General features: G+C 60.3%; 15 protein-coding genes and 1 pseudogene. 7 read left to right on the forward strand and 9 right to left on the reverse strand.

Translation table 11 applies throughout. The features are described 5' to 3' along the window. The 3 genes from fabA to ACIQVE_RS24060 form a co-directional block, all read left to right on the forward strand. Positions 1-437 (forward strand): 3-hydroxyacyl-[acyl-carrier-protein] dehydratase FabA (gene fabA / locus ACIQVE_RS24050; protein WP_402813101.1); only part of this gene is annotated, 437 nt, incomplete at its 5' end. A gap of 11 nt (positions 438-448) precedes the next feature. Beyond that, on the forward strand, positions 449-1,669 hold the full coding sequence (gene fabB / locus ACIQVE_RS24055; protein ID WP_150604232.1) for a beta-ketoacyl-ACP synthase I: 1,221 nt from the start codon (positions 449-451) through the stop codon (positions 1,667-1,669). A gap of 393 nt (positions 1,670-2,062) precedes the next feature. Further along, the gene (locus tag ACIQVE_RS24060; protein WP_008079144.1) at positions 2,063-2,251 is read left to right on the forward strand and encodes a hypothetical protein; all 189 of its coding nucleotides are present in this window, start codon (positions 2,063-2,065) and stop codon (positions 2,249-2,251) included. Positions 2,252-2,320: 69 nt separating this feature from the next. On the opposite strand, the gene ACIQVE_RS24065 is transcribed toward ACIQVE_RS24060, so the two are convergent. The 7 genes and pseudogenes from ACIQVE_RS24065 to ACIQVE_RS24095 form a co-directional block, all read right to left on the reverse strand. Then, positions 2,321-2,863, reverse strand: coding sequence for a DUF2058 domain-containing protein (locus tag ACIQVE_RS24065; RefSeq protein WP_150604233.1), 543 nt, complete (start codon positions 2,861-2,863; stop codon positions 2,321-2,323). 25 nt (positions 2,864-2,888) lie between these two features. Beyond that, the gene (gene mazG, locus ACIQVE_RS24070) at positions 2,889-3,722 is read right to left on the reverse strand and encodes a nucleoside triphosphate pyrophosphohydrolase (RefSeq protein ID WP_402813173.1); all 834 of its coding nucleotides are present in this window, start codon (positions 3,720-3,722) and stop codon (positions 2,889-2,891) included. A gap of 149 nt (positions 3,723-3,871) precedes the next feature. Next, entirely contained in the window at positions 3,872-6,115 is a 2,244-nt protein-coding gene (relA, locus tag ACIQVE_RS24075) for a GTP diphosphokinase (protein ID WP_402813108.1), read from the reverse strand. A 77-nt stretch (positions 6,116-6,192) separates the two neighbouring features. Further along, positions 6,193-7,593: a 23S rRNA (uracil(1939)-C(5))-methyltransferase RlmD gene (gene rlmD / locus ACIQVE_RS24080; protein WP_402813111.1), complete on the reverse strand. Its 1,401-nt coding sequence runs from the start codon at positions 7,591-7,593 to the stop codon at positions 6,193-6,195. Further along, positions 7,593-8,495 (reverse strand): cysteine synthase CysM, encoded by a 903-nt coding sequence (gene cysM / locus ACIQVE_RS24085; RefSeq protein ID WP_402813175.1) that lies wholly within the window; start codon positions 8,493-8,495, stop codon positions 7,593-7,595. Before cysM ends, rlmD begins: the two co-directional genes overlap by 1 nt. Before the next feature lie 199 nt (positions 8,496-8,694). After that, positions 8,695-10,119, reverse strand: a pseudogene (locus ACIQVE_RS24090) (histidine kinase sensor domain-containing protein). Next, positions 10,106-10,828 carry a response regulator transcription factor gene (locus ACIQVE_RS24095; RefSeq protein ID WP_402813114.1) on the reverse strand — a complete coding sequence of 241 codons (723 nt, stop codon included), beginning with the start codon at positions 10,826-10,828 and terminating at the stop codon, positions 10,106-10,108. Before ACIQVE_RS24095 ends, ACIQVE_RS24090 begins: the two are co-directional and overlap by 14 nt. A gap of 219 nt (positions 10,829-11,047) precedes the next feature. Here ACIQVE_RS24095 and ACIQVE_RS24100 point away from each other — a divergent pair, with 219 nt between their 5' ends. Next, complete coding sequence (locus tag ACIQVE_RS24100) at positions 11,048-13,801, forward strand: response regulator (RefSeq protein ID WP_402813178.1); 2,754 nt, start codon at positions 11,048-11,050, stop codon at positions 13,799-13,801. An 82-nt stretch (positions 13,802-13,883) separates the two neighbouring features. Next, positions 13,884-14,873, forward strand: a complete 990-nt coding sequence (locus ACIQVE_RS24105; RefSeq protein ID WP_402813117.1) for a 2-hydroxyacid dehydrogenase — start codon at positions 13,884-13,886, stop codon at positions 14,871-14,873. Between the two features lie 12 nt (positions 14,874-14,885). On the opposite strand, the gene ACIQVE_RS24110 is transcribed toward ACIQVE_RS24105, so the two are convergent. Continuing rightward, complete coding sequence (locus tag ACIQVE_RS24110) at positions 14,886-15,338, reverse strand: hypothetical protein (protein ID WP_402813119.1); 453 nt, start codon at positions 15,336-15,338, stop codon at positions 14,886-14,888. Positions 15,339-15,472: 134 nt separating this feature from the next. Here ACIQVE_RS24110 and ACIQVE_RS24115 point away from each other — a divergent pair, with 134 nt between their 5' ends. Both ACIQVE_RS24115 and ACIQVE_RS24120 read left to right on the forward strand, forming a co-directional pair. Then, positions 15,473-15,907 (forward strand): hypothetical protein, encoded by a 435-nt coding sequence (locus tag ACIQVE_RS24115; protein ID WP_402813122.1) that lies wholly within the window; start codon positions 15,473-15,475, stop codon positions 15,905-15,907. Further along, entirely contained in the window at positions 15,907-16,311 is a 405-nt protein-coding gene (locus ACIQVE_RS24120) for an META domain-containing protein (protein WP_402813125.1), read from the forward strand. The genes ACIQVE_RS24115 and ACIQVE_RS24120 overlap by 1 nt, the downstream gene beginning before the upstream one ends. A gap of 346 nt (positions 16,312-16,657) precedes the next feature. Here the strand turns inward: ACIQVE_RS24120 and ACIQVE_RS24125 are convergent, their stop codons facing one another. Then, entirely contained in the window at positions 16,658-17,125 is a 468-nt protein-coding gene (locus ACIQVE_RS24125) for a TlpA disulfide reductase family protein (RefSeq protein ID WP_402813127.1), read from the reverse strand. Positions 17,126-17,129: the final 4 nt, after the last annotated feature.

Below are 17,129 nucleotides of genomic sequence, written 5' to 3' on the forward strand. Positions count from 1 at the left end.
AACTGCCCGCCCCGAACATGCTGAGGGTGGATCGCATCACCCATATCAGCGAAGAAGGCGGCAAGTACGGCAAAGGTGAATTGGTCGCCGAGCTGGATATCACCCCTGACCTGTGGTTCTTCGCTTGCCACTTCGAGGGCGATCCGGTGATGCCGGGCTGCCTGGGCCTGGATGCAATGTGGCAACTGGTCGGCTTCTTCCTGGGCTGGCAAGGCCTGCCGGGCCGCGGCCGTGCGCTGGGTTCGGGCGAAGTGAAATTCTTCGGTCAGGTTCTACCGACCGCCAAGAAAGTCACCTATAACATTCAAATCAAGCGCGTCCTCAAGGGCAAGCTGAACCTGGCCATCGCTGACGGTTCGGTCTCTGTGGACGGTCGCGAAATCTACACCGCCGAAGGCCTCCGGGTCGGCGTGTTCACCTCCACTGAAAACTTCTAAGGGTTATCCGCATGCGCCGCGTCGTTATCACTGGTCTGGGTATCGTTTCTTGCCTGGGCAATGACAAAGAGACCGTCTCCGCTAACCTGCGTGCAAGCCGCCCTGGCATCCGGTTCAACCCGGAATATGCCGAAATGGGTCTGCGTAGCCAGGTTTCCGGCTCCATTGACCTTCCCCTCGAAGAGCTGATCGATCGCAAGATCTTTCGCTTCGTCGGCCACGCCGCGGCTTACGCCTACCTGGCGATGAAAGACGCGATCACTGACTCCGGCCTGACCGAAGAGCAAGTGTCCAACCCGCGCACTGGCCTGATCGCCGGTTCCGGTGGTGCTTCCACGCTGAACCAGATGGAAGCGCTGGACATCCTGCGCGAGAAAGGCGTGAAACGCGTCGGCCCATACCGTGTAACGCGGACCATGAGCAGCACCGTTTCCGCTTGCCTGGCCACGCCATTCAAGATCAAGGGCCTGAACTACTCCATCGCTTCTGCCTGCGCCACCAGTGCTCACTGCATCGGTACCGCCATGGAACAGATCCAGATGGGCAAGCAGGACATCGTCTTCGCCGGTGGCGGTGAAGAAGAGCATTGGAGCCAGTCGTTCCTGTTCGACGCGATGGGCGCCCTGTCCAGCAAGCGCAACGACACCCCGGAAAAAGCCTCCCGTGCCTACGACGCCGACCGTGACGGTTTCGTCATCGCTGGCGGTGGCGGCATGGTCGTGGTTGAAGAGCTGGAACACGCTCTGGCCCGTGGCGCGAAGATTTACGCGGAAATCGTCGGCTACGGCGCGACGTCCGACGGCTACGACATGGTTGCCCCAAGTGGCGAAGGCGCGATCCGCTGCATGCAGATGGCGATGTCCACCGTTGATACCCCGATCGACTACCTGAACACCCACGGCACTTCGACTCCGGTCGGCGACGTCGCGGAAATGAAAGGTGTGCGTGAAGTGTTCGGCGACAAGGCTCCAGCGATCAGCTCGACCAAGAGCCTGTCCGGTCACTCCTTGGGCGCCGCCGGCGTTCACGAAGCGATCTACTGCATGCTGATGATGGAAGGCAACTTCATTGCCGGTTCCGCCAACATCGACGAGCTGGACCCGGAAGTGGCTGACATGCCGATTCTGACCAAGACTCGCGAAAACGCCACCATCAACACCGTGATGAGCAACAGCTTCGGCTTCGGCGGCACCAACGCCACGCTGGTAATGAAGCGCTGGGAAGGCAAGTAATTCCCAAGGCTTGAGCCACACATGAAAACGCCCCGACTGGTTCGGGGCGTTTTTTTGTTCTGAAGAAAACCTTCCCGACAATACATAAAACCTGTGGGAGCGAGCTTGCTCGCGAATGCGGTTGGGTCAGCCAACTAAAGTAGTGACTGGCGCACCCTCTTCGCGAGCAAGCTCGCTCCCACATTGGGTTTTCGTGCGCTCGAAAATGAAACTTCTGTCATGAAACTTACCGCCCTGCGACCGAATGTCGCGGATTCAGCGGCCTGCAGCACTGTTGCAAAAAACGCAACAACACCTTGCACCAATCAGCCGTTTACTTAGCTGCCTAACAAATCCTATAAAAGAGTCCTGCACACGCCTTGCTGCAGATAACTTGAGATTTGGAGCTAGCAGATGACTGTAAAAGTAACTGAACGCGACGATTCACACATGTCCCATGAAGGCGTAGCCGCCGGTATCCGGATCTGGGATGTGCATCAACAAGACTTGTTGGTCGGGATGTTCCACAACGAGATCGACGCCCACAACTACAAAGCCGAACTGGAAGTGCAAGAGCAGCAACGGGATTTAAGATCTGCCTGAATCAAACACAGCATTGAAAACGACAAACCCCGCCATGAGCGGGGTTTGCCGTTGTACAGGCTTAGCGATTTACCACATCAGATCGTCAGGGATCTGGTAGGCCGCGTACGGATCGTCCTCGGCGTTGACCTCTTCGGTCTGCACGTTGAGTTGCACGATGCGCTGTGGATCGCGCTCCTGGATCTTCAGGGCGGCTTCACGCGGGATCACTTCATAGCCGCCGGCATGGTGCACGATCGCCAACGAACCGCTGCTGAGCTTGTTGCGCATCAGCGTGTTGACCGAGAGGCGCTTGACCTTCTTGTCGTCAACGAAGTTGTAGTAGTCCTCGGTGGTCAGCTTTGGCAGACGCGAGACTTCGATCAACTGCTTGACCTGTGCGGCGCGCTCCTTGGCTTCGGCCTTCTCTTTCTGCTGACGGTTCAGCTCTTGGTCGCGCTTGACCTTCTCGGCCATGGCTTCCTGGGCGGCGCGCTGCTGCGAGTCGTCCAGTTCGATCTGACCTTTGTGGACCAGACGCTGCTGCTTCTGCTTGTCCTTGCTGACCTGCTTGGCCTGCTTTTGGTTGACCAGGCCTGCTTTGAGCAACTGATCGCGAAGGGAAATACTCATGGTGCTTACTCACTTGGGCAGTGGCTCAGCCGCAGCCGGGCAAATTCTTTTCCTGACGTTTGGCTTCACCCCACAGGGCGTCCAACTCTTCGAGGGTGCAATCTTCTATGGGACGGTGGGTGTCGCGCAATGCCTGTTCGATAAAACGGAAACGTCTTTCGAACTTGCCGTTGGCGCCACGTAACGCAGTTTCGGGGTCGACCTTCAAATGCCGGGCCAGATTGACCACGGAAAACAGCAGATCACCGATCTCGTCAGCCACTGCTGCGGGATCGTTTTCGGACATCGCTTCGAGCACTTCATCGAGTTCTTCACGGACTTTGTCGAATACAGGCAAGGCCTCCGGCCAGTCGAAACCGACCTGCCCTGCTCGCTTCTGCAACTTGGCTGAGCGCGACAATGCCGGCAACGTAGCAGGCACGTCGTCAAGCAATGACAGTTGCTGCGGCGCGATGGATTTCTCAGCACGTTCTTCAGCCTTGATTTCCTCCCAGCGCTGCTTGACCTGCTCTTCGTTCAAGCGCGGCACGTCCAGCGGTGCATACAGGTCGCCGGTGGGGAACACGTGGGGATGACGACGGATCAGCTTGCGGGTGATGCTGTCGATCACACCGGCAAACTCGAAGCGCCCTTCTTCGCGCGCCAACTGGCTGTAATAGACGACCTGGAACAACAGGTCACCGAGCTCGCCCTGCAAGTGATCGAAGTCGCCGCGCTCGATGGCGTCTGCCACTTCGTAGGCTTCCTCGAGGGTGTGCGGGACGATGGTCGCGTAGGTTTGCTTGATGTCCCACGGGCAACCGAACTGCGGATCGCGCAGACGGCTCATCAGGTGGAGCAGGTCTTCGAGGTTGTACATCATTTCACTCATTGCATAGATCCCTGTGGGAGCGAGCTTGCTCGCGAAGAGGGTGTGTCAGTCGGCACTACAACTGACTGCCCCACCGCTTTCGCGAGCAAGCTCGCTCCCACATTGGATCAGCGTTCAACATTCGAAAACACCAACATTCACGGGGTACGGTTACGCCGCGTCTCGATGATGTTCGGCAACTGCGAAATCCGCCCCAGCAATCTTCCCAGTGCATCCAGCCCCGGAATCTCGATGGTCAGGGACATCAACGCGGTGTTGTCTTCCTTGTTCGAGCGGGTGTTGACCGCCAGCACGTTGATCCGCTCGTTGAGCAGCACCTGCGAGACGTCGCGCAGCAGTCCCGAACGGTCGTAGGCGCGGATGACGATGTCCACCGGATAGGTGAGCACCGGCACCGGCCCCCAGCTGACCTGAATGATCCGTTCCGGCTCGCGTCCGCCCAGTTGCAGCACCGAGGCGCAGTCCTGACGGTGAATGCTCACGCCACGCCCCTGAGTGATGTAACCGACGATCGCATCGCCCGGCAATGGCTGGCAGCAGCCAGCCATCTGCGTCATCAAGTTGCCGACGCCCTGAATCTGAATGTCGCCACGCTTGCCCGGTTTGTAGCCGGTAGCTTTGCGTGGAATCAGTTCCAGCTGTTCGTTGCCGCGCTCCGGCTCGACCAGTTGCTGGGCCAGGTTGACCAGTTGCGCCAGGCGCAGGTCACCGGCACCGAGGGCGGCGAACATGTCTTCGGCGGTTTTCATGTTGGCTTTTTCGGCCAACTTGTCGAAATCCACCGCCGGCAAGCCGAGACGTGCGAGCTCGCGTTCGATCAGGGTTTTACCGGCCGCGACGTTCTGGTCACGGGCCTGCAACTTGAACCAGTGGACGATCTTCGCCCGTGCCCGCGACGTGGTGACGTAACCGAGGTTCGAGTTCAGCCAGTCACGGCTCGGCGTACCGTGTTTGCTGGTGATGATCTCGACCTGCTCACCGGTCTGCAGACTGTAGTTGAGCGGCACGATGCGCCCGTTGATCTTCGCACCACGGCAGTTGTGGCCGATTTCGGTGTGTACGCGGTAGGCGAAGTCCAGCGGGGTCGAGCCTTTCGGCAAATCAATGGCGTGACCGTCAGGGGTGAAAATGTAGACCCGATCCGGTTCGATATCGACGCGCAGCTGCTCGGCCAAACCACCAATATCACCCAGCTCTTCATGCCACTCGAGCACCTGACGCAGCCAGGAAATTTTCTCTTCGTAGTGATTGGAGCCGGATTTGACGTCGGTGCCCTTGTAACGCCAATGCGCGCAGACGCCGAGTTCGGCTTCTTCGTGCATCGAATGGGTGCGAATCTGCACCTCGAGCACTTTGCCTTCCGGGCCGATCACTGCGGTGTGCAGCGAGCGGTAGCCGTTCTCTTTCGGGTTGGCGATGTAATCGTCGAATTCTTTCGGGATGTGCCGCCACAGCGTGTGGACGATACCCAGCGCGGTGTAGCAGTCGCGCATTTCCGGGACCAGCACGCGCACCGCACGCACGTCGTAGATCTGGCTGAATTCCAGACCCTTGCGCTGCATTTTGCGCCAGATCGAATAGATGTGTTTGGCCCGACCGCTGATGTCGGCGTCGACGCCGGTGGCCTGCAACTCATCCTTGAGCTGGGTCATCACGTCGGCGATGAAACGCTCACGATCGAGCCGCCGCTCATGGAGCAACTTGGCGATCTGTTTGTATTGATCAGGCTCGAGATACCGGAAGGACAAGTCCTCCAGTTCCCACTTGATATGACCGATGCCGAGCCGGTGCGCGAGCGGCGCATAGATGTCGAAGACTTCACGGGCGACACGGTTACGCTTCTCGTCGTCGGCCGTTTTCACCGCACGAATGGCGCAGGTGCGTTCGGCCAGTTTGATCAGGGCAACACGCACGTCGTCGACCATGGCGACGAGCATTTTGCGCAGGTTTTCCACCTGCCCTTGCGTGCCCATGACCATCGACTGACGCGGGCTGAGGCTGGCACTGATCGCGGCCATGCGCTGCACGCCGTCGATCAGTTTGGTCACCACCGGACCGAAGCGCTGGCTGACTGCCGCGAGTTCGATCTGGCCTTCGCGCACGCCACGGTACAGGACCGCCGCGACCAGCGAATCCTGATCGAGCTTGAGGTCGGCCAGAATTTCGGCGATCTCAAGCCCGGTCCTGAAACTCCCGGAGCCCTCGGCCCACAGGTTTTTCGCAGCATTGGATTGTTGCTCGGCCTCGCGAGCGAACTCGCAGGCCTCCTTCAAGGCTTCGCGATCCAGTGCCAAATCGACACTGACCGCATGATCGAGCCAAGCCTCGAGATTGATACTGCCGTCAGTGTTGATCGGCTGGTGTGCTCTCACCTGTACCATCTTGCTTTACCTTCCCTACGACGCAGATTCAATGCGTCAAAATCGCTGACCTTCGTTGCCCGTTTGCGCTCGCGGGGCTAAAGCGAGCGTTGTACGGACGGACCAGACGGATCAGACGAGCCATCCTGGCTCGCTTCAAATAACGCCATGGCCTCGACATGTGCCGTCTGAGGAAACATATCGAGAATCCCGGCACGTTTTAACCGGTAGCCCTGCTTGATCAATTCAACCGTGTCGCGCGCCAGCGTTGCAGGGTTGCACGACACATACACCAACCGCTTGGCACCCAGGGTCGCCAACTTGCGCACCACCTCGAAAGCACCGTCACGCGGTGGGTCCAAGAGTACCGCAGAAAAGCCATCGCCGATCCACTCGACAGCCGTCAAAGGCTGGGATAAATCGGCTTGAAAAAACTTTGTATTATGCAAATTGTTACTGGCGGCGTTCGCGGCGGCGCGCTCGACCATGGTCTGCACGCCCTCCACTGCCACCACTTCACGCACGGTCTTGGCCAGCGGTAAGGCAAAATTGCCCAGACCACAGAACAGGTCCAGCACGCGCTCTTCGCTGGTCGGCTTCAACCAGTCCAGTGCTTGCGCGACCATCGCTTCGTTGACGCCCGCGTTGACCTGAATGAAATCCCCCGGCCGGTAAGCCAGATCCAGATCCCACTGCTCCAGGCGATAACTCAGCGACTGCGTGGCATCGACCGGTTGCGGCCCGTCTTCGCCGTGCAACCACAACTGCGCTTCATGAAACTGGCAGAAGTCCTTGAGGATGGTCAGATCCGCTTCGGACAACGGCGCCATGTGCCGCAACAACACTGCCAGCGACGAACCGGCGAACAATTCGACATGGCCCAACGCTTGCGGCTTGCTCAAACGACGGAGCATCTCCGGCAAACGGGTCATGATCGGTTGCAAGGGCTGTACCAGCACCGGGCATTCATTGATGCCGACGATGTCCTGACTGCCGGCGGCGCGAAAACCCACTTCGAGTTTCTTTGCCTTCATGTCCCAGCGCACGGCGACGCGGGCGCGACGGCGATAGCCGAACTCGGGGCCGGTCAACGGTGCTGCCCACTCTTGCGGTTCGACACCGGCAACCTTCGTCAATTGCTCGGCGAGCATGCGCTGTTTCAGGGCAAGCTGTTCGCTGTGGGGTAAGTGCTGAACGCTGCAACCACCGCAGCGACCGGCGTGCTGACACGGGGTCGGGCGGCGCAGTTCGCTGGCCTTGAACACGCGCTCGGTGCGCGCCTCGACCACTTTTCCGTGGGCGCCGAGCACCCGCGCCTCGACCTCTTCACCGGCGAGGGCGCCGAGGACGAACCAGGTTCGGCCTTCGAAAAACGCGATACCGCGACCGTCATTCGCCAGGCGCTCGATGTTCAAGCGCTGCTTCTTGCCGGTCGGGATTTGCGGGGCCTTGCTGCCGCCGGTGGGCTGGAAGCGCAGGCCTCTCTCTTGCTTGGCCATCAGTTGGGCGCGTCGAAAATGCCGGTCGACAAGTAACGGTCGCCACGGTCGCAGATGATCGCGACGATCACCGCGTTTTCAACTTCCTGGGACAGACGCAGCATCGCTGCTACCGCACCGCCCGAGGACACGCCGCAGAAGATGCCTTCTTCGCGAGCCAGACGACGGGTGACGTCCTCGGCCTCGCTTTGTGCCATGTCGACAATGCGATCAACGCGATCGGCCTGGTAGATCTTCGGCAGGTATTCCTGCGGCCAACGGCGAATGCCGGGAATGGCCGAACCTTCCATCGGTTGCAGACCGACGATCTGCACGCTGTCGCTCTGCTCTTTCAAATAGCGCGAAACACCCATGATGGTGCCGGTGGTGCCCATCGAACTGACGAAGTGAGTGATGGTGCCCTGGGTCTGACGCCAGATCTCCGGGCCGGTGCTGGTGTAATGCGCTTCAGGATTGTCGCCATTGGCGAACTGATCCAGCACCTTGCCACGGCCTTCGGCCTCCATGCGCTGGGCGAGATCGCGAGCGCCTTCCATGCCCTCTTCCTGACTGACCAGAATCAGCTCGGCACCATAGGCGGTCATCGCCGCTTTGCGCTCGGCGCTGGAGTTGTCCGGCATGATCAGGATCATCTTGTAACCCTTGATCGCGGCGGCCATCGCCAACGCAATCCCGGTGTTGCCCGAGGTCGCTTCGATCAGCGTATCGCCGGCGTGAATCTGCCCGCGCATCTCGGCACGGGAGATCATCGACAGCGCCGGACGGTCCTTGACCGAACCCGCCGGGTTATTCCCTTCGAGCTTGAGCAATAGGGTGTTACTGGTAGCACCGGGCAGGCGCTGCAATTGCACCAGCGGAGTGTTGCCGACGCAATCGGCGATGGTTGGGTACTGCAGGGTCATGGCGTATTCGCAATCCAGACGTGCGGGGGCGCCTATCATACCGGCAAACCCGCGAAGGCCATATCACGCAAAGTGCGGTGCTTATGGTTTATGGGAATAAGCAATTAAACGTCGCGCCAGTGGTGCGACATTTTAGATTCAGTAGTGATGCACAGGGCCTCATCGCTGGCAAGCCAGCTCCCACAGGGATGTAGGGTGTTCACACGGTTTGTGACTGGCAGAAGTTCACTGTGGGAGCTGGCTTGCCAGCGATGGCGTCGGGACTGACACCGCCATCATCCGCCACCAACCGAAAATTCAGCCGCAACCCCTCCCCGCTATTCTCCGCCCAAAGACTCCCGCCCTGGCGTTGCACCGCATTCCTGGCGATGCTCAACCCCAGCCCGAACCCGCCATCCCCCGGTCGCGAACCGTCGAGTCGGGTGAATGGATCAAAAATACGCTGCAGATCCGCTTCAGCCACCCCGCCGCCCTGATCTTCCAGCCACAGATGCCAGTAATCCCCATCGCGGCTTCCATCCAGCCGCACGATCCCGCCCTCAGGCGAATGACGGATGGCGTTGCGCAGAATGTTTTCCAGCGCCTGCGCCAAGGTGTTGAGATTGCCGCGTACCCAGCACGACGCTTGCACCGAGCACTGCAATCGCAAACTCGGCCAGCCGCTTTCGTAGCAGGCGTTGTCGGTGAGCATCTCCCACAGTGCCTGAATCTGGATCGCCTCCTCTGGCAAGGGTGAGCGTTCAGTGTCGAGCCACGCCAGTTGCAGCGTGTCCTCAACCAGTCGCTGCATGCCGTCGACTTCACGACCGATGCGTTCGCGCAATTGCACCAAGCCCTGTTCGCTTTCGCTGGCCACGCGCAGTCGGCTCAGCGGTGTGCGCAATTCGTGAGACAGATCGCGCAGCAATTGCTGTTGCAGGGCGACCGTCGATTGCAGCCGCTCGGACATCGAGTCGAATGCTCGGGCCAGTTCACCGAGTTCGTCCGGCCGCTGGGTGATGCCACTCGACAGCCGCACATTCAATTGATCGGCACGCCAGGCATTGGCCTGTTCGCGCAGATTGTTCAGCGGCACCACCAGCAGGCGATACAAGCCGACGCACAGCAGCAAGGTGAACAGCCCCGGAATCACCCCATTGGTGATCACCCGCCAAAACAACCGATATTTGCCCGGCAAGAAACGCTCTGGCAATTCGATCACCAGACTGCCGGCGGAAGGATCCTTGGGAAACGATATGCGCAGCCCAGGCCTGCCCTTCTTATGAATCGGCCAGTCGAGCCCGCGCAGAAAAGTCAGGCGCTGGATTTCTGGGTCGTTCAGCGGATCATTGCCCAGCGACTGCAAGTTGCCGTCGATCACGCCGACCCAGCCAGCCTCACGCAATTCCATGCTCTGCAACCAGCTATCGACGCCGTCACGCCGCCCTTGCTGCCACGCCTGCTCGGCTTCAGCGGCGTAACGCGTCAGGGTGCCGCGAGCCACGTCAGACAGGAACTGATTACGCTGCTCCATATAGCGGCCCCACGACCAGCTCAGTCAGATCATCAGCAGGCAGAAGGCGACCAGCAGACAGGCCAGTTTCCAGAACAGCGAATGACGCCCCGGCAGCTCAGACACTTTCATCAGCGCCACTGAGCACGTAGCCCTTGCCCCACACCGTGCGCACTTCGCGCTCGGTGTAACCGATGGCTTTGAGTTTGCGGCGGATCTGGCTGATATGCATGTCGAGGCTGCGATCGTGCGCGGCATAACCACGTTGCAGGACGTGCTGATAAAGGAAGGCCTTGCTCAGCACCTCTTCGTCATTGCGATTGAGGGTTTCCAGCAGACGGAATTCGCTACGGGTCAGGCCGGCAGGTTGTTCGCGGAAGAACACGTCGCACTGTTCATCGTCAAAGCGCAGCGTGCCTGTTGCCACCGGCACCGAGAGCGCCGGCGGGCGCCGGTCAAGGGCGACCCGACGCAGGATCGCTTCGATGCGCACATGCAGTTCGGCCATGCTGAACGGCTTGGGCAGGTAATCGTCGGCGCCCAAGCGGAAACCGCTGATGCGATCAGCCTCGGCACCGAGCGCCGACATCAGCAACACCGGCGTCGAATGGCTCTGGCGCAGTTGGGTCAGCACGTTCAAACCGTCCAGCCCCGGCAACAGAATGTCCATCAACACCACGTCGAACGGCTGGCGCTGGGCGATGTTCAAGCCTTCCTGACCGTTCTGGCACCAGGTCACCTGAAAGCCGCTGCGGCCCAAATGTTCATGAACATAGGCACCCAGGACCGGATCGTCCTCGATGGAAAGAATGCGTGGCTGGCCAACGGAAACAGGAGTCATGAGTATCTGCAAGTAATTCTCAGTTAGGGGTGATTATTCAAGATTGTCGAACACCGGGCAACACAAGGTTGAGCGGTCTGACGAATGCGCCCTGGCACGCAGGCCGACAACACCCGCATTTTTCCGGAGATTGCCCGCGAGCAAATCGCTACACTGCGCCCATGTCGCGTGCCGGATGCACGCATGAGTCAACAGATCAGCGGGATGCAGGAGATAGGCGTGCTCAAGAAACTGGGAATCAAAGGTCGCGTGTTGTTGCTGACCTTGTTGCCGACCAGCCTGATGGCGCTGGTGCTGGGTGGTTATTTCACCTGGACGCAGCAGTCCGACCTGCAAACCCAATTGCTCCAGCGTGGCGAAATGATTGCCGAGCAACTGGCACCGCTGGTGGCACCGGCCATGGGCCACGGCAATGGCGAACTGCTCGAACGCATCGCCACTCAGTCCCTCGAACAACCGGATGTGCGCGCGGTGACCTTCCTCGCGCCGGATCGCTCGCCACTGGCCCACGCCGGCCCGACCATGCTCAATCAGGCGCCGAGCGGCAACAGCGCGCATTTGCAACGACGCAGCGGCAATGACGCGACCCGTTACCTGATGCCGGTCTTCGGCAAGCACCGCAACCTCGCCGGCGAACTGATCCCGGAAGAATCCGAGCGCCTGCTCGGCTGGGTTGAACTCGAGCTGTCGCACAACGGCATGTTGCTGCGCGGTTATCGCAGCCTGTTTGCCAGCCTGCTGTTGATCGCCGCTGGCCTTGCCGGTGCGGCGCTGCTCGCGTTACGCATGGGCCGCACCATCAATCGTCCACTGAGCCAGATCAAACAGGCCGTCGCGCAACTCAAGGACGGTCACCTGGAAACCCGCCTGCCACCGCTCGGCAGTCAGGAACTGGACGAACTGGCGTCGGGCATTAATCGCATGGCCGGCACCCTGCAGAACGCCCAGGAAGAATTGCAGCACAGCGTTGATCAGGCCACCGAAGACGTACGCCAGAACCTCGAAACCATCGAGATCCAGAACATCGAACTCGATCTGGCGCGTAAAGAGGCGCTGGAAGCGAGCCGGATCAAATCCGAATTTCTCGCCAACATGAGCCACGAGATCCGCACGCCGCTCAACGGCATTCTCGGCTTCACCCACCTGCTGCAGAAAAGCGAACTGACCCCGCGCCAGCTCGACTATTTAGGCACCATCGAAAAGTCCGCCGACAGTCTGCTCGGGATCATCAACGAGATCCTCGACTTCTCGAAAATCGAGGCCGGCAAACTGGTGCTCGACCATATTCCGTTCAACCTGCGCGACTTGCTGCAAGACACCCTGACGATTCTCGCCCCCGCCGCTCACGCCAAGCAGCTTGAACTGGTCAGTCTGGTGTACCGCGACACGCCGCTGTCGCTGGTCGGTGACCCGCTGCGACTGAAGCAGATCCTCACCAACCTGGTCAGCAACGCGATCAAGTTCACCCGCGAAGGCACCATCGTTGCCCGCGCGATGCTTGAGGAAGAACACGAAGACAGCGTGCAACTGCGCATCAGCATTCAGGACACCGGCATCGGTCTGTCGAATCAGGACGTGCGTGCGTTGTTCCAAGCCTTCAGCCAGGCCGACAATTCGCTGTCGCGCCAGCCCGGTGGCACCGGTCTGGGCCTGGTGATCTCCAAGCGCCTGATCGAACAGATGGGTGGCGAGATCGGCGTCGAAAGCACGCCGGGCGAAGGCTCGGAATTCTGGATCAGCCTGAGCCTGCCCAAAGCCCGCGACGACGCCGAAGACCTGCCCTCGGCGCCGCTGCTCGGCCGCCGGGTTGCCGTGCTGGAAAACCATGAACTGGCGCGTCAGGCCTTGCAGCATCAACTGGAAGACTGCGGCCTCATTGTCACCCCGTTCAATACCCTTGAAAGCCTGACCAATGGCGTCACCGGCGCGCACCAGACCGATCAGGCGATTGATCTGGCCGTCATCGGCATCACCAGCAACGACATGTTGCCCGAGCGCCTGAATCAGCACATCTGGGACCTCGAACACCTGGGCTGCAAAGTGCTGGTGCTGTGCCCGACCACTGAGCAGACGCTGTTCCATCTGTCGGTGCCCAACCCGCACAGTCAGCTACAAGCCAAACCCGCCTGCACGCGCAAATTGCGCCGCGCCCTCTCGGATCTGGCCAATCCGCGCCAACCGCGCAATGAGCCCGGCGAACCGCTGTCGAGTCGTGCGCCGAAAGTGCTCTGTGTCGACGACAACCCGGCCAACCTGTTGCTGGTGCAGACCTTGCTCGAAGACATGGGCGCCAAGGTTCTGGCCGTGGAAAGTGGTTACGCCGCAGTCAAAGCGGTGCAGACCGAGTCGTTCGATCTGGTGCTGATGGACGTGCAAATGCCGGGCATGGACGGTCGCCAGAGCACCGAAACCATCCGCCAATGGGAAAGCGAGCGGCATTGCACACCGCTGCCGATCGTCGCCCTCACCGCCCACGCCATGGCCAACGAAAAACGCGCGTTGCTGCAAAGCGGCATGGATGACTACCTGACCAAACCGATCAGCGAGCGGCAACTGGCGCAAGTGGTGCTGAAATGGACCGGTCTGGCGCTGCGCAATCAGGCACCGGAGCGAGTCAGCGAAGGAGCTGCGGGCAATCACGAATTGCCGGTGCTCGATCACGAGGAAGGTTTGCGTCTGGCTGCCGGTAAAGAAGATCTGGCGGCGGACATGCTGGCGATGCTGCTGGCGTCACTGGAAGCCGACCGCGAAGCCATCCGCACCGCGCGCGACAGCCACGACCAGAATGCACTGCTTGAACGCGTGCATCGCCTGCATGGCGCCACGCGTTACTGCGGTGTGCCGCAATTGCGCGCAGCCTGCCAGCGCAGTGAGACCCTGCTCAAACAGGAAGACCCGAAAGCACCGTTGGCGCTGGATGAGCTGGAACGGGCAATCAACCGACTGGCCGCACAGGCGAAGATCAGCGCCTGATCCAGCGCAATGCCGGCCAACGCCGACAAGGCTAAAGTGGACTGGGGCGATGCAGCCCCAGTCGATGCCCCAGGAGGATTTCATGCGCACGATCGTTTTCAGCAGCCAGACCTACGACCGCGACAGCTTCCTCGGCGCCGATTGCCCGACAGGTATCGAACTGCATTTTCAACCGGCCCGGCTCAGCCTCGACACTGTGGCGCTGGCCGACCAGCACGAAGTGGTTTGCGCCTTTATCAATGATGACCTCAGCGCTGCGGTGCTGGAACGTCTCGCGGCGGGCGGCACTCGGCTGATTGCCTTGCGCTCGGCCGGTTACAACCATGTCGATCTGCTCGCTGCCAAGCGTCTGGGACTGGCCGTCGTGCGCGTCCCGGCCTACTCGCCGCATGCCGTGGCCGAACATGCCGTGGCGCTGATTCTCGCCCTCAACCGTCGCCTGCACCGCGCCTACAACCGCACCCGCGAAGGCGATTTCAGCCTGCACGGCCTGACCGGTTTCGATCTGGTCGGCAAGACGGTCGGCATCGTCGGCACCGGGCAGATCGGCGCCACCTTCGCGAAAATCATGCACGGTTTCGGCTGTGAATTGCTGGCGTACGATCCGTATCCAAATCCCGATGTTCTGGCACTCGGCGCACGTTATCTGAGCCTGCCAGAATTGCTCGCACAATCACGAATCGTCAGCCTGCACTGCCCGCTCAATGAGCAGAGCAAACACCTGATCAACCGCGACTCACTGGCGCACATGCAAGCGGGCGCCATGCTGATCAACACCGGTCGCGGCGGACTGGTCGACACCCCGGCGCTGATCGACGCCTTGAAGGACGGTCAACTCGGCTATCTGGGGCTGGATGTGTATGAAGAAGAAGCGCAGCTGTTTTTCGAGGATCGTTCCGACTTGCCCTTGCAGGACGATGTGCTGGCGCGTCTGCTGACCTTTCCTAACGTGATCATCACCGCGCACCAGGCGTTCCTGACGCGCGAGGCGCTGGGCGCGATTGCCGCGACCACCCTGCACAACATCGCGACCTGGGCGTCGGGGGCACCGCAGAACCAGGTCGAGGGTTGAGCGCTTAGGCGATTATTTCAGCGTGGACGCCAGAATCAGCAACGCCAGCCAGCCGAAACCGAACAGCCGCTGTTTTGCCGAATGGCCGTTGCGCAGCAGGAACCAGACAAACACAATCGGCAACAGGAACACCATGATCTTCAGCCAGCCCTCCACCGGACGGCTGCCGTCTGCATTGATCTGCGCCTCAAAGGCTTGCGCGGCCTGCTGCCGACGCCGACGCCCCGCTGCGGCCGGCATGATTTTCGGCAGAGCCTCGGAAGTTTGCGGCAACTCTGCGGCCTCGGGCACCGCGCTGTTACGCGGCAGACTGCCGAAAGAAATCGTCGAAGCCTGAACCCGAGCGGCGGCGGTTTGCGCTTGTGCGTGGGCCTGGTGATCCGCCATCGGCGCCCCACAATGAATGCACGCTTTGACTTCGGAGCTGATGCTCCGCTTGCATTCATAACATTCGATCAGCGCCATGTTCCGTTCCTTCAGAGTCGAGGGGCGGCAGTTTGCCATGTGCGCAGTCCGATTTGAACCGGATCGAAGGTCGCACGCATGCATCATCCTGCATTCCGGCCCGTGCTAGCATGTCGCGCATATTTGGAGGACCCATGGTCGAACACGATTTCCGCTACAACCTGATGAACCCGCAACACACCCTCACCGAATGCCGCGCCCTCGTACCGGGCCGCTATCAGGTCACCGGCAACGGTGGCTCGATCCGCATTGGTGACGCGCTGTTGGTCACCCTCAAAGGCAGCAAGGATTTGTCGATGCGCCTGACCGTCGAAACCGTCCGCCACCTGATCAATCCGCCGGGCCAATGGACCGCGATGACCACAGGCCCGGTGTTCGGCGAACTGGCGATCCACACCTGGCAGGTCAATTGCGACAGCTGCACCAAAGAGCTGAGCTTCGAGTTTGCAGTGGACGCCAAGCTGGGCAAAGCCGCAGAAAAACCGGCCGCCACCGCACGCATCGCCGAGTTGGGCTGGAAGGCCGTTGGCGACAAGCACCTGTGCAAGAAATGCCAGGAGCCTGCGTGATGAAACGCTTTGCCCTGGCCGCTCTGGTCGGTGCTGGCCTCGCGGGCTGCGCCGCAGAACCTGTGAAGCTGCAACAGAACCGCAGCTACATTCTGGAATGGATCGGCGAGCGGCCATTGATGGACTACAGCCATCTGACCGTGACCCTTGGCGATGATGGTCGCGCCTACGGTAACGGCGGCTGCAACCATTGGTTCGCGCCGTACACCCTGGAGGGCGACAAACTGACCTTCGGCAAGATCGGCAAGACCCGCAAACTGTGTGCACCAGCGCTGATGGAACAGGAACAACGCTTCTTGGAGGCGCTGGAACATGTCGAGCGTTGGGACATTTCGCCGATCGAGCAGATGCGCTTCTGGCCGGCGCAAGGCAAGCCGTTGCGCTGGTGGCTGGAAGAGGGTTGATAGCTTAGATCGCCAAGCCCCTCATCCTAGCCCTCTCCCAGAGGGAGAGGGGACTGATTGGGGGATATTGGAGAGGTCCGCCGACCTGAAAGGCTCCTGCCGAATCCAGAATCAACTTGGTCTTGATCTGCTGAATCCAGAATGGATTTAATCTCGCTCCAGCAAATCCAGAATCGACCAGGTATTGCTCTGCTGATCCAGCATCCACTTGATTCAACTTTGCCGAATCCATAATCGACCCGATCTTTCAGGTCGATGCATGGCGCCAGACACCTGGGTCGGCTCCCTCTCCCTCCGGGAGAGGGCTGGGGTGAGGGTCTGCTTTTGGCGCCACCTCAGCTGCAACTCACTTCGTGGCCTGCAACGCCTCAAGCTTCGCCATCACCCCTGCCGCCGTCTGCTCACCCATCAACTGTTCGCGCACCTTGCCCTTGTTGTCGATGATGTACGTCACCGGCAGCGCTTCGCTGCGTGGCAGCTCGAACAATTCCGCCGGATCCTGCGCCAGCACGGTGAACTTGATGCCGAGTTTTTCGCTCGCACTCTTCAGCTCTTCACCCTGCACGTTGTCGAAGTTGACCCCGAACACGCCGACATTCTTGCTTTTCAATTCATCAGCCAAATGATTGAGTTCGGGGATCTCGGTTCGGCACGGGCCACACCATTCGGCCCAGTAGTTGACGATTACCCATTGCTTGTCGAGGCGCTCGGACGCGACCTTCTGACCATTCTGGTCAATCCCGTAATCGTTGCCGCAGCCCCCCAGCATCAACGCCCCGATTATCGTCAATGCCGCTGCCAATCGCCGTGTCATGTCC

This window comes from Pseudomonas sp. NPDC098747 (assembly GCF_044760045.1).
In the GTDB taxonomy this organism is placed as follows: Bacteria; Pseudomonadota; Gammaproteobacteria; order Pseudomonadales; family Pseudomonadaceae; genus Aquipseudomonas.